General features: G+C 34.4%; 15 protein-coding genes. 13 read left to right on the forward strand and 2 right to left on the reverse strand.

Annotated features, from left to right (window positions below):
* Nucleotides 1-404: 404 nt before the first annotated feature.
* A complete protein-coding gene (locus BW942_RS06585) occupies nt 405-1,949 on the reverse strand; it encodes a YceK/YidQ family lipoprotein (RefSeq protein ID WP_000465279.1) in 1,545 nt (514 codons plus the stop codon).
* 1,101 nt (nt 1,950-3,050) lie between these two features.
* Between BW942_RS06585 and BW942_RS21950 the strand changes: the two genes are divergently transcribed.
* The 4 genes from BW942_RS21950 (at nt 3,051) to BW942_RS06615 (ending at nt 6,586) form a co-directional block, all read left to right on the forward strand.
* On the forward strand, nt 3,051-3,185 hold the full coding sequence (locus BW942_RS21950) for a hypothetical protein (protein WP_002145321.1): 135 nt from the start codon (nt 3,051-3,053) through the stop codon (nt 3,183-3,185).
* Between the two features lie 571 nt (nt 3,186-3,756).
* Nucleotides 3,757-4,284, forward strand: coding sequence for a hypothetical protein (locus BW942_RS06605; RefSeq protein WP_001072176.1), 528 nt, complete (start codon nt 3,757-3,759; stop codon nt 4,282-4,284).
* A gap of 240 nt (nt 4,285-4,524) precedes the next feature.
* Nucleotides 4,525-5,259 (forward strand): hypothetical protein, encoded by a 735-nt coding sequence (locus BW942_RS06610; RefSeq protein ID WP_000809425.1) that lies wholly within the window; start codon nt 4,525-4,527, stop codon nt 5,257-5,259.
* A gap of 217 nt (nt 5,260-5,476) precedes the next feature.
* Entirely contained in the window at nt 5,477-6,586 is a 1,110-nt protein-coding gene (locus tag BW942_RS06615; protein ID WP_001033647.1) for a hypothetical protein, read from the forward strand.
* Between the two features lie 270 nt (nt 6,587-6,856).
* Here the strand turns inward: BW942_RS06615 and BW942_RS06620 are convergent, their stop codons facing one another.
* Nucleotides 6,857-7,066: a hypothetical protein gene (locus tag BW942_RS06620; protein ID WP_000041838.1), complete on the reverse strand. Its 210-nt coding sequence runs from the start codon at nt 7,064-7,066 to the stop codon at nt 6,857-6,859.
* Between the two features lie 131 nt (nt 7,067-7,197).
* Between BW942_RS06620 and lexA2 the strand changes: the two genes are divergently transcribed.
* The 9 genes from lexA2 to BW942_RS06665 form a co-directional block, all read left to right on the forward strand.
* Nucleotides 7,198-7,827 carry an SOS-response transcriptional repressor LexA2 gene (lexA2, locus tag BW942_RS06625; RefSeq protein ID WP_001081629.1) on the forward strand — a complete coding sequence of 210 codons (630 nt, stop codon included), beginning with the start codon at nt 7,198-7,200 and terminating at the stop codon, nt 7,825-7,827.
* Between the two features lie 206 nt (nt 7,828-8,033).
* Entirely contained in the window at nt 8,034-8,957 is a 924-nt protein-coding gene (locus BW942_RS06630; protein WP_000680714.1) for a M28 family peptidase, read from the forward strand.
* A 258-nt stretch (nt 8,958-9,215) separates the two neighbouring features.
* A complete protein-coding gene (locus BW942_RS06635; protein ID WP_000590460.1) occupies nt 9,216-9,905 on the forward strand; it encodes an SH3 domain-containing protein in 690 nt (229 codons plus the stop codon).
* A 202-nt stretch (nt 9,906-10,107) separates the two neighbouring features.
* The gene (locus BW942_RS06640) at nt 10,108-10,437 is read left to right on the forward strand and encodes a hypothetical protein (RefSeq protein ID WP_000611884.1); all 330 of its coding nucleotides are present in this window, start codon (nt 10,108-10,110) and stop codon (nt 10,435-10,437) included.
* Nucleotides 10,434-10,964, forward strand: a complete 531-nt coding sequence (locus BW942_RS06645; protein ID WP_000129981.1) for a hypothetical protein — start codon at nt 10,434-10,436, stop codon at nt 10,962-10,964. The genes BW942_RS06640 and BW942_RS06645 overlap by 4 nt, the downstream gene beginning before the upstream one ends.
* Nucleotides 10,965-11,255: 291 nt before the next feature.
* Nucleotides 11,256-11,486, forward strand: coding sequence for a type II toxin-antitoxin system antitoxin VapB (vapB, locus tag BW942_RS06650; protein ID WP_001192484.1), 231 nt, complete (start codon nt 11,256-11,258; stop codon nt 11,484-11,486).
* The gene (gene vapC / locus BW942_RS06655; protein WP_000281042.1) at nt 11,486-11,884 is read left to right on the forward strand and encodes a type II toxin-antitoxin system tRNA(fMet)-specific endonuclease VapC; all 399 of its coding nucleotides are present in this window, start codon (nt 11,486-11,488) and stop codon (nt 11,882-11,884) included. The genes vapB and vapC overlap by 1 nt, the downstream gene beginning before the upstream one ends.
* Nucleotides 11,885-11,981: 97 nt before the next feature.
* Nucleotides 11,982-12,284 carry a hypothetical protein gene (locus BW942_RS06660; protein WP_000479559.1) on the forward strand — a complete coding sequence of 101 codons (303 nt, stop codon included), beginning with the start codon at nt 11,982-11,984 and terminating at the stop codon, nt 12,282-12,284.
* Between the two features lie 54 nt (nt 12,285-12,338).
* Nucleotides 12,339-12,606 (forward strand): transposase (locus BW942_RS06665; RefSeq protein ID WP_139325925.1); only part of this gene is annotated, 268 nt, incomplete at its 3' end.

Consider the following 12,606-nt stretch of genomic DNA (forward strand, 5'->3'; position numbering starts at 1 on the left):
ACATTATAAAAATTGAATTATTCAAAAACTTGCAGATATCTACTATGCGGGTGCATAAAAATACTACCAAACATTAACGGACTATTTTACCAAAGATGTAGAAATTCTCAAAAATTGTGTCTGACTGAGAATTGTTAACTTTTTGAAGGAGATCCTACATTCTAAGTTTTTTAAACAAGCTCAACATAGTAACGTGAGTTCGGTATAACCAATACGAAAGAGATTGATGCGAGGAAAACTCAACACAACGCTCTCTATGAATCGCGTTGTGAGGTGGGAACTAAGTTTTACAGAGGATTTGTCGTAACTCCGACAGATTTATATTGAGATCAAATATTTGTGGTTATGATAGAGAGCAGCATTGAATTTATTATTCGCCCAGATATTCTTACGCCAAACTCACGCTACTTAACTTTCTTTTTCGTCCATTCTGTAAATATCTTACGTTTAAGAGAAAAATCATAATCAGGATTTTCTAAGACAGCATGAGGACTATATAAATACTCTTTTCCACGAGAATATCTTTTTACAGCCAAATCCGTTTTAGCTCCGTATTTCAATAATAATTGTAATGAACTTATGGATGTTTCTTTACTATCCTCTAAACAAAGTATCAAAAAAGTATCTTCTTCAATCCCATCGATCCATCTGTCATTAACGAATACACTTTTTTTATATCCATAGATCCGATTCGGATCCAGTCCCGCTTGTAATAATTTTTCAAGTATCTTAGGAGATCCAAGGACTCTAAGAATCATATCTCTATCAGATGCAAAATATATACTAAAATCGGAAATATGCCTTCCTACAAACTGTATAGAATCAAGATTATTACTATCTATTACTTTTTTAAATATATTTCCAATAGAAACTTTTGTTTCTTTCGGAAACTCTTGAAACACTTTTTCCAAAGCAGTTTGATTATAAGAAACTACTCCGGATGAAATTGCCTCTTCCCAAACTGGATCTAAACTATTTTTTAAATGAGTAAAATCTCTACGAATCATTCTATCTAGTTCCAATAAAATTTGAATTTGATTCTTCCAAAATTCTTGATTTGTCTTCGGAATTGGAAATCCTAAGTTGGAACGAGTTTCTAAAGATTCAAAAGAATTTTGAGAACTAGGGCTTTTGACAAAATAAGAGAAGTGTTGTTTATCATATTCTTCTTCCGAATAGAAAGATGCAATCTCTTGAAACAAAATGGCTGCATCTTTTTTATTTGAAAATTCGTCTAAAATTTTCTTTAAAATATCCGGATTACGAATTAGAAACCCTTTAGAAAAAAAGTTTCTCCATACGATTTCAAAATATTTTTCCCATAAATTTCTATCATAGGAAGATTCTAATTCAGGATGTTCCCTAAATTGTTCATAAATGATTCCTACAATTTCAACGTGTTGTTTCAATTGTAAACCTGGATCTATTTTACCGTTAGACGAAATTGAAATCAAGTACTGTAAATCTTTATTGAGAGCAATTCCTTTCTTTTGTAAATGTAAAACTCTTTCTTCCAAACGTGAAATAGACTTTAGCAATTCTTGATATTCGAATCTGCTATCTCTTTCTTCTAAAGTCAAATTTAGAATGTCGTTCGCAGAATTCTTTGCTATAAAAGTATAAAGTTTTTCTTTCCATTTTTTATAATACCAACTTTTAGATCCAGGTGAACCGGATTCTACGTATAAATAATAAGGAAAAGATACTGGCAAAAGAATGGTATCAAACACTAGGGTAAAAGGAAGATCGATTAGAACCAATACGTCCCAAAAACTTTTTGAAAATGGCTTAGGGGGACACGTCTGCCAAATCAAACGTTCGAAAGCAAGTGCCGCTCCAGAATACGGATAAATTTTTTCTTCCCCTTTAAAAGTATATACAATAGCCGATGTAGTATTACAACTTAATTGTAATATAATTAAAACTGATAAAATGAATTTAAAAAACATAAAAGAACCTATATAAAAAAATATAATAGAATTGTTGAAAAATTAATTCTCCATCTGTTTCTATTTTATGGAAACGGGCAATTGAAGCAGTTTTGTTAATCGGAACTAGGGAATTTTTCAACAACTCTAATTTGTAACAATTAATCTCAGTAAATTATATTTTTTAGGATAAACTGTAAGTAAGATCTTACCTGGCTATTATAATTTTCAAAATTAAAAATTCTTGAGACGATAATGAACGCAATTTCTTTGCAATCCCCGAAGTTTTCACTAAATCGGTTCTGAAATCTTGTTTTGCCTCTACGAGTGATATATCGAAACATCTAATTTTGAGTTTCTAACAGTATTTTTGTCTGTAACAACCGTTTCCTTAAATTCAAATGTCTAATTGATTTTCATCTTCCTCATTATATTATTTTATACCATTCCTCCAAATTTTGAGAAGATACTATCTCGGTCAGGCGATTACAATTACCCATAATGAATAACTTCTTATACTGCTTAAAGACCAAATGACCTTTGATAAGACGAAGGACTTACTGATCTCTATAAAATTGAGTACCGTTGATTTTATCACAAAACACTGATTCCATGCAAAATATTAAGTACTTTATTATATAGTTATGAGTAGTATAGTCACAAAGGAAAGAAAAATTTAGTATTAGATATTTGTGAATTGAATTCGCCTTGAACAAGAATGTATTTATTGAATATATGAATAAATTGAATTTAGAATCTTTGTGTCAAATATTCTTGACGTATATACTATATAATTTTATTTTTTCCAAACTCCTGGGACTCACCCGGCGAAGCTATAGGTTCATTCAATTTTCCTATTTTAAAAAATTACTATACATTTAATTATAATTTCTTGATTCTCTTCCCCATGTAGTTCGACTTAGAAAAAAGAGGAAGATTCTTATTGGTTCGGCGTTCTTACGATCCCGAAGCGTATGCGTTTATTCGCTATCTTCCCAAAGTGAAATGGGATCCTGCAAAGAGGCATTGGATTTTTTCCTTTTTCGACGATCTTCTAAAGAAGTTTTAAAAATTAGAAAATTCTAAAACAACGTAAGTAAGGGTAAGAAAGATCGTTTCACGATGTTTTCTCAATCTTGCTACGTTCTTTGGAAAGAGTTTCGCGCTTCGTCCCCTTATGAAGATTGGATTTTTCCGGATCAAGATCCTTCGAAACATCTGCACGTTCGTTCCGCCGAAAGAAAAGGCGGAAATTAAAAAACACGTGAGTATTCACAGTCTTCGTCACGCCTTTGCGACTCATCTCTTAGCATAACCTTACCCACAAGTTGCGAAGGATTTTGGAATCAAAATTGAACTCAACACAACGCTCTCCTATGGGTCGCGTTGTGGGATCAAAAACGTATATTTTTCAAGTGTTCCGACAAGAATGAGATGTTTTACTTGCAGAAAGTATGATTTTCTGATAAAGAAAAATTTTCCACCTCCTCCCCACCCAAAAATAAGGGCGGGAACTAAGTTTTACAGAGAATTCTGTCGTAATTCCGACGATAGATCTTGAGATCCAATAACTTGTGGGTAAGGTTATGATCTCTTAGAGGCCGGCACAAACATCAAACACATTCAATTTCTACTCGGTCACAAAAGCGTAAGACTACGGAGATTGATACGCGTGTCAGCAATGTTCGTTTGTCCCAAGTTGCCAGCCCCCTAGATCTTTGGTCTCTCAAACCGGAAACGCGCCAGTGCACTTGACAACATTCGCGTAAGCGATTTTTAGTTTACACGCGGCGAGTTTGGGTTAGGCGACAGCCGGATAAATATTCACATGAATCAAAAACTTTCTAACTGGAAAAAAATTTACGATAATTATGAATATAGTTCTGATGAAGAATTAAAAGGTCAAATTAACGAACAAAGGTTATTGGTGCATCGTTCAATTGATAAAGATCAAAATTTGATAAAGGGGATTGTACTTTGGAAATTAGATAGAGAAATTGAAATTTTTGAGGAAGATATTGATTTTCTCTACGGTTTTATTTCTAGTCTTAAATCTCCTGAGGAAGTTATTGCTTCTACCGAAACTCATAATTTTATTTCAAAATTAACAAAGCAGAAAGGGTTTCGTTTAGCCATGGATAGTTCTGTGTTACATTTTTTCAATCCTAAGTGTTTCCCGATTATTGACCGGCGTGCATACCGAACTATTTATAAAGAAAATAAATATAAAGAAGATATCGTGGTTTATATTTCTTACATAAAAGATTGTTTAAAAATTGCAAAACATCATGACATTCCTTTTGAAATAATAGACAAAATATTGTATCAATATGATAAAGAAAGAAATTATCTATAATCGTTCTGTTAGTTGGTTTCCGGCCATCGCCTAACTGCGGCTTCTCGCTGCGCTTCGAGATTGCTTCGCAACTCTCGCTTGGCCTCCGGCACATTTGCTTTGTCACTCGGCTTGTGATCGTTCGCTAAGGCTCACTCAAGCCTCGTTCCAATCCTTTCGCGCGTTTAGACGCGCTTCAGGACCGCAAACGTCGAGAAGCCTATTTCGTTATGCGCCATTTTTGAAAGGATATATAAACGAATGAAACAAATAATTCAAAAAAAAGATCTAGTATATTTAATCATCTTTACGAGCACTCTAAATATCCTTTTATTTACAAAAGACTTTTATCAAAATCCAAAAATATTTGAAGCAATGGGTTTTTTGTCTTCTGTTGTATCAATAATCTTATCTATTCTTGCTATTATATATACCTTTTTTCAAAATTTTCATTCAAGTTCAACAATCGAGCAGATTAATAATTCTTCAAAGAATTTAACAGATATATCTTTTAAAATAAATGAAACGATGAATTTTGTTCAAAAAGCTTCGGAGAATTTAAATCTAGAACTTGAGAATAAATTTTCTGGTGTTAAGAAAGATATTGATGATGTGACGAGAAAAGCTATTAGCGATTCTTTCAAAGACATTATTAAATATAATAGTGAAGATATGGTCGTTAATTCGAAGGATTATAAAAATATAATTAGCAAATTGATGCATTTTAGTGAAAAATTCAATGTAAAAAATACACTGATAGAAATAGAGAAGTTCTCGAATAATGCAGAAACTTCTATTGACGAAATCGAAGCAGTAATGAGCAATATTGTTGTGGATAATGCCTTAGTGGATACTCTTAAACTTGGTACTGGAATGGGGTTCTTTATTTGCTTTATTGAAATATTAAGTATCCTTGATGTTTTTAACTACGCCAAAACCGACAATGGATTAAAATTTACTAAAGGTAAAAATAACATAAAAGATTTATTGAAATGAAGCGCTGAACCAAAAACGTCGGCTAACTTCGTCTCCTCGCTCCGTTCGGGATTGCTATTGTAACCCTCACTCCGGCTCCGCACATTTGCTTTGTCACTTCGGTTCGCGGACGCATCTAAGGACGCTCGAACCTCGTGTCAACCCTTCGCGCTAAGGCGTTCGCGGGCACAAGTCGAGGAGCCTCTTTCGTTATACGCCATGCTCAGAGATTTAATTCATGAATAAGATTTTAGAAGAACTCAAAGACCGTTGGCTAAGAATTTTACTTTCTCTTTTGGTTTCTACATATCTATTTTACGTTTCTATTTATCCTGAACTTTTTAAGTCTTGGAATCTAATAGTTCAAATTATAGCTACTCTAGTTATTGGTTTCTTAAATTTATTGCTCGCAGCGGCATGGGACGTTGTCTCTATTGCTCTCAAAAACCAATTACTAAACATAGAAAATATTGGTTTACGAAGTGAATTAGAGAATATCGAAAAATTGAAAGGAGCCGAGTTATCGGATCTAAAAAAAGTAATAGTTAATTTTCTCGAACATTCTTACGCATATCAAGAAAAAGTTCTGAAATACCTGAAAATGAAAGGTAGATTCCTCTGCGTCACAAAAAGTTCAGAAGGTTTATCAGACGTATTTAATCAATTGCCTGAACCTAAACCTCAACTTCCTTTTTCAAAGGTTTTATCAGATTTACCCGGATCAATAAAACCGTTTGAAAGAATGAATATTCATTTTATTCCATTGGAAAATTTGAAGAACTTTAACGAACTCAAAATAAAGGATTGGATAGATAAGAATATTATTCCAAAAGTTTTAAAAGAAAGAGAAACGTTTCTTTCCAGTTTAGATAAATCCATAAGATCGTTAGCGGGTGAATTTTCGTATAAATATGTAGCCTTTGTAGTTGAAAGAGATTCAATGGAGTATGAAACTAAAAATAGAAAATTTAACAGAGATTTTATTTCCATATTTATTGGAAAGCAAGATAAACAGCGAACGGCCAAGTTAGCAAAAGATTTAGTTACCATTATTCGTGCGAAAGATTTTTTCCAGTTAGTTGATTGGTCTGCGTTTGTTGACTTAAATCCGGATCAGAAAAAAATATTTGAAGAAAAGAAAAATAAGCTATATTCAGAATTATCAAAGCGTGAACTACATAGATTTAGTGATATTGCCCAAATATCTGAGCAAGATCTTACCAAGATTATTTTCAAAGCGTTTGGAAATAAGACTACTCAAAAGAAAGCTAATAATATTGCCAAAAAAATTAAATTAGGAACAGGCCAAGTTTCTGACGTTCTACGTAAGTCAGGGATTTCTATATAACTGAGCACGTCGTCTAACTTCGTCTCCTCGCTTCGTTCGGAATCGCTAATGCGACCCTTGCTTGGGCTTCGCCACATTCGCTTTGTCACTCGGCTTGCAAGACGCGACTAAGGTCGCTCAAGCCTCTCGCCAATTCTTTCGCGTGCATAGGCACGCTCCAGAACCGCGAACGTCGACAATCACTTGTCGTTAGCTGCAATAGAGCGAGATGATCGTTCGTAAAAAGAGATAAAAGCCCTATTTCCTAAGATGGAATGATAAGGCTTCATTTTATCCAAGGTTATTTCGCTTACTATTATCCGGATTCGATCTCGGGATTTTTTTTCCTTCGAGATCCAAAACATGATAATCTGGGTATTTACCATTCTTTATTTCTTCTACAAACTCACCTCGAGTCATTGACTTTCCTCTGGAAGGATCGTAGAATTCTTTATTGAGCCCTGTATTCGATTCTTTGGTAACTTTAATGTTCTTAGACATTCATGTCTCCTTTGGGAATATGTCCCATTGCTTTAATTGTAATTATACTTGTACAAAGTTTAAATGTCAAGATGCGAGTTGATTTTTTTCTTGCTTTTTAAGTTAATTTTCCTAATCATGTACTTAGTAGTATGAATAGGCAACGATCCAGAAGAAATGAACTACATCCTACTCAAAAGAAGCTTCTTGAATTATTGAAGAGATGGAAAGATGAGCCTAGAACTATCAGAGAACTGATGGAAGCTCTCGACTTAAAATATCCTAATCTTGTTTATCATCACATTGAACAGTTAGAAAATAAAGGGTATTTAAAACGTAACCCGAATAATCCAAAAGACTATGAGATCGTATCTGATCCAGAAGAGAGCAACATTGTTTATCTCAATAGATATGGCGAGGCACAATGTGGACCTAATGGCACAATTTTGGATGGCGACCCGGTAGAACGAATTCCTTTATCACGTAAGATGTTACCTTTTTCTTCATCAGATGGTTTCATTGTGAAAGCACGAGGCAATTCAATGATTCCACGAATTAAAGATGGGGACTTGGTGATTGCAAAAAAGGCGAGTGATGCAAATGATAAAGCACTTATTGTTTGTGTCCAAAATGGAAAAGTCCTAATAAAGCAACTTCGAAAATCAGAAACAGGAATTTTACTTCTTTCGTTAAATGATGAGTTTGATCCAATTACAATTAATCCTGATAAAGACGATTTTAAAATTGAAGGTGAAGTAAAGTTAATATTGTCTTATACTTGAGGCTCTACTGCACATAACTTCGTCTCCTCGCTCCGTTAGGGATCGCTCATGCGACCCTCACTCCGGGTTTCACCACATTTGCTTTGTCACTCGGTTCGCGGGACGTTCGCTAAGGCGCCTCAAACCTCGTGCCAATTCTTCCGCGCGCTCCAGAACCGCAAACGTCGAGGAGACTCTTTCGTTAGGCGACATTTTCGGACAAAAATATGAAACACATTTATACACTATTACTTTTAATAATTTCTCTTCCGAGTTACTCCGAAAATCTGGATTCTAAAGTTGAAACAATTGAAAATCACATCGAAAACATAATTAACTGCGGCGATTTTCGTAATTTTTATTCAGAAAAAAATCTACGGAGATCAATACAATATATCGAAAGTCAATTTGCTTTGAATAAAATAAAAACGAAAAAGCAAACTTACAAAGTTAAAGATACTGAATATCATAATATAATTGCGTCAATAGGTCCTCAAAATTCGGAAAAAATAATCATTGGAGCTCACTATGATGTTGCTGGCAAACAGCAAGGTGCCGATGACAATGCCTCTGGTGTTGCTGGTTTATTAGAAATCGCTCGAATTCTAAAAAAGAATGAAAGTCGATTAAAATACAACTTTGAATTAGTAGCTTTTACTCTGGAAGAGCCGCCATATTTCAGAACAGAGAATATGGGAAGCTACGTTCATGCAAAATCTTTATCTGATAAAAAAGAAAAAGTGAAATTCATGATCAGCTTAGAAATGATAGGTTACTTCAGTGATGAGAGAGATTCACAGAGTTATCCTAACTTTCTGATGAGTTTAAAATATCCATCGAAAGGCAATTTTATTGCTGGCATAGGAAAATCGAAAGAAGAAAAGATCTTAGAAGAAATTGCGGCCAGTTTTGAAAAAGAAAACAATATTACTTTTGAATATTTTTCAACTGACATTTCGATACCGGGAATAGATTTTTCTGATCATTTGAATTACTGGAAGTTTGGTTTCAACGCAATAATGATTACTGACACTGCATTCTTAAGAAATAAAAATTATCATAAAAGATCAGATACGATTGACACCTTACAATTCGAGAAAATTAAATTCGTAATTGAAGGGCTTGTATTTTTCTTAATTAATTTGGAATAATCGAAAACGTCGGCTAACTTCGTCTCCTCGTTCCGTTCGGGATCGCTAATGCGACCTTCACTCCGGCTTCGCACATTTGCTTTGTCACTCGGTTCGCGAGTCGCTCGCTAAGGCTCGCTCGAACCTCGCGCCAATTCTTCCACGCGCTTCGCTTAGGCGAGTTTCAGAACCGCAAACGTCGAGGAGACTCTTTCTATGCGGCATTGTTTAATTTAATTAGTTTTCTAAATCTGGATTTAAAATATATTATGAAAAATAATGATTAAGATAATTCCAATTTTACCTTTATTGGTAATGCTTTTCTGTAGTTCACTGCCAAAAAGTAAATCAGATACGACGATTAAGTATGTCTTTGCCAAATCGGGGCTAATATTAAGGAAAAAACCCGAATTGAATTCAGAGCCAATTCTTACTATTCCATACGGTAGCAAAGTCTTGGTTTCATCGGATGGACCAGTTGGAGAAAAATTAGAAGTAGAAAGTTTAAACGGATATTATAGATTTGTTAAATTCTCCGAAAATATTGGATTTATATTTGATGGATTTATATCGACATTAATTCCCCCAGATTCGAAATTAGATGATATATCTCATTATTTTGAAAAGAATTATAAAAAAATTAAAGGTCCAATTCAAAGTTCTCCAAATGTAGATAATTCAGAAACCAAGGTGTATGAAATTCATTATGAGAAAGGTATTAAGTTATTTACTACAGTTTATCTTGGTGGCGGATATACTAGAATATCAATTCCAAACGCAACGATAAATGATGGCAAGCTACTGCTTTTAACAATTTATCCGAAATTAAAAAAGGTGAAATTTATTAAAGATAAAAATTCAGAATCGTTTGTCGTTGAGATAAAGGATGATACGACGGGAATTGAAGAATATTACGATATTCGCTTAATTGATACTAATTTAATTATCTCGGTCGGTGGTGAAACCTAATGTCGGTTTGAATCAACAACGCCGTCTCCTCGTTTCGTTCGGGATCGCTCATGCGACCCTCACTCCGGCTCCGCACATTGCTTTGCCACTTCGGTTCGCGAGACGTTCACTAAGGCTCACTCGAACCTCGTGCCAATTCTTCCGCGCGCTTCAGGACCGCAAACGTCTAGGAGACTCTTTCGTTAGGCGAAATGGAGTATTAATGATTCCTGAAGAACAAGTCCAAAAAATTTTAGCAACCCTGATTCGGCAAGGGAACAAGCATATACTTTTAACAAATGTGACCGGGAGATACGTAGGCAATTCTGGTGAGATTGGTAAAATCTTAACTGAATATGCTAAAAAAGAATGGATTGTTACAGTCGATGGGACAAGTTTTATTGTTAAAGATGAACTTTTGCTTAGGTTATGCCCAGAATTGTATTTTGAAGGAAGATCGATGAAAAATTATTCACTTGAAGAGAGAAAGGAAGCGAGATTAAAGTTACTCAATGGGCTTTATGATGTCCTTGGGGGCTCTCTTCATCGATGACGGACATATGGAAGGTTAATGAAAAATTGAATATAGATCAAGATCTAATGCGAATTACTCATGACTACTTAATTGAAAAAAATTATATTAAATCAATGGCACTTGGAGGAATGGTTTCTTTAACTTTAGCGGGTGTTGAAAAAATTGAAAATGTTAAACAAAACCCAAACACTGACATAGGGGATTTTCCTGCCTACAATATTACCTTTATTAATTCTACAATTACTAATTCCGGAGTACAAATAGGGACCTCTAATTCTCAGCAGACTATCATTAATGCTGATTCAATTGTTTTAGACTGGCTAAAGGAACTTAGTGGTAAAATCGACCAACTGTCAATTCCTGTTAGTGATCAAAGTAAGTTGCGGGAAGAAATAAAAGAAGTTGAAGTTCTATTAGGTACGGAAGAAACAAAAAAAAGTAAATATTTGAAAATTGCATGGGAAAATATAAAAGCTATTTTGCAAAGTGCTACAGGTAGTGTCGTGTTTGAATTAATCAAAAAAATGCCTATTCTCCCTTTTTAATGCTTCACTTCGCCTAACTGCGGCTTCTCGCGGCGCTTCGAGATCGCTCCGCAACTCTCGCTTGGCCTTCGGCACATTTGCTTTGTCACTCGGTTTGCGGGACGCTCACTAAGGTTCGCTCAAACCTCGTTCCAATCCTTCCGCACGTTTAGCGCGCTCCAGGACCGCAAACGTCGAGAAGCCTATTTCGTTAGCTGAAATGGCGAAAAATTAACTATAATATAGATAAATTTCAAAAAGAATCTCTTGACAGATATATATCATGATATATACTAATTTCGGAGATAACTAATGCAAACAGCCAAATTATTTATAAATGGAAGAAGTCAAGCGGTCAGATTACCAAAAGAATTTCAATTTACCGGAGATGATGTTCTTATCCAAAAAGTTGGAGAGGCGGTAATATTGGTTCCGAAAAACAAGGCCTGGAACGTATTTTTAGAAGGATTGAACGGGTTTTCAGATGATTTCTTTAAGGAGGGGAGAGAACAACCGAAATCTGATAAAAGAGAAAAACTTTAATGTATCTTTTGGATACCAATATTTGTATTTTTCTAATTAAAAAGAAAAATGCGACTCTGTTAGAAAATCTTAAGAAAAAATTAAATAAAGATCTATTTGTTTCGTCTTTAACTGTTGCGGAACTTGAGTTTGGAATTCAGAAAAGCGAATTTAAAGAAAAGAATAAAGTTGCACTAATCGAATTTTTAACGATTTTCAATATACTTTCCTTTTCTGATAAAGATGCAGAGTCTTACGGTATCATCAGAGCGGATTTGGAGAGGAAAGGTAATGTAATCGGTTCAATAGACATGTTACTTGCCGCTCAAGCAATTGCTAATAATTATATCTTTGTTACTAATAATACAAAAGAATTTAAAAGAATTAAGGCTTTAAAAATAGAAAATTGGACACAGTAGTAAATCCAATCGCCACTACAACTAACTTCGTCTCCTCGCTCCGTTAAGCGTAATTGCATAAACTCAATGTAACTCAAATATTTTAGGAGAATATATTTTGTTCTTAAATAAAAAATATCCAGATCTTCTTTCTAATCGAGAAGAGGATGAATTTGTCGATTTGACTTTTAAAATTGAGAATCTCAAGGAAGATTCGGATAACTTCAACTTTAATCTCAAAGCAAAATTCAAAGATGATATTGTTGGGTTTAAAGTGATGATGACCAAGAACATTGATCGCGGATTTGACTCCAATATGGAGCTTATAAAACAGAATGTTTGTTATGAAGGTGTTAAATTCATTCGTACAGGTAAAGAGAGTGATTTATTAGTTTCTCATTTAAACGATCTATACGGATAACCTAGTTACGTAAAAACGGACACCTTTTACTCAGCGAATGAGGTAAAGGTGAATATGAATAAGAAAGGAAAATACTCTCCGGAGTTTAAAGAACAAGCAGTCAAGCGAACACTTTCTGGTTCGTTTACGATAAAAGAAGTAGCAGGGTCACTTGGAATCAGCTATTTTGTGTTACGACAATGGAGGGGAGAATACTTGAAAAAATCAGAAGATCAGCTTCCACTTACGGATAAACAGTTAAAAGAAAGTGAAGAACTGAAAAAGCTTCGGAAGGAAAATCTGAAACTGAAAGAGGAAGTTACTATCCTAAAAAAGTTTGCCG

This window comes from Leptospira interrogans, from assembly GCF_900156205.1.
In the GTDB taxonomy this organism is placed as follows: domain Bacteria; phylum Spirochaetota; class Leptospiria; order Leptospirales; family Leptospiraceae; genus Leptospira; species Leptospira interrogans.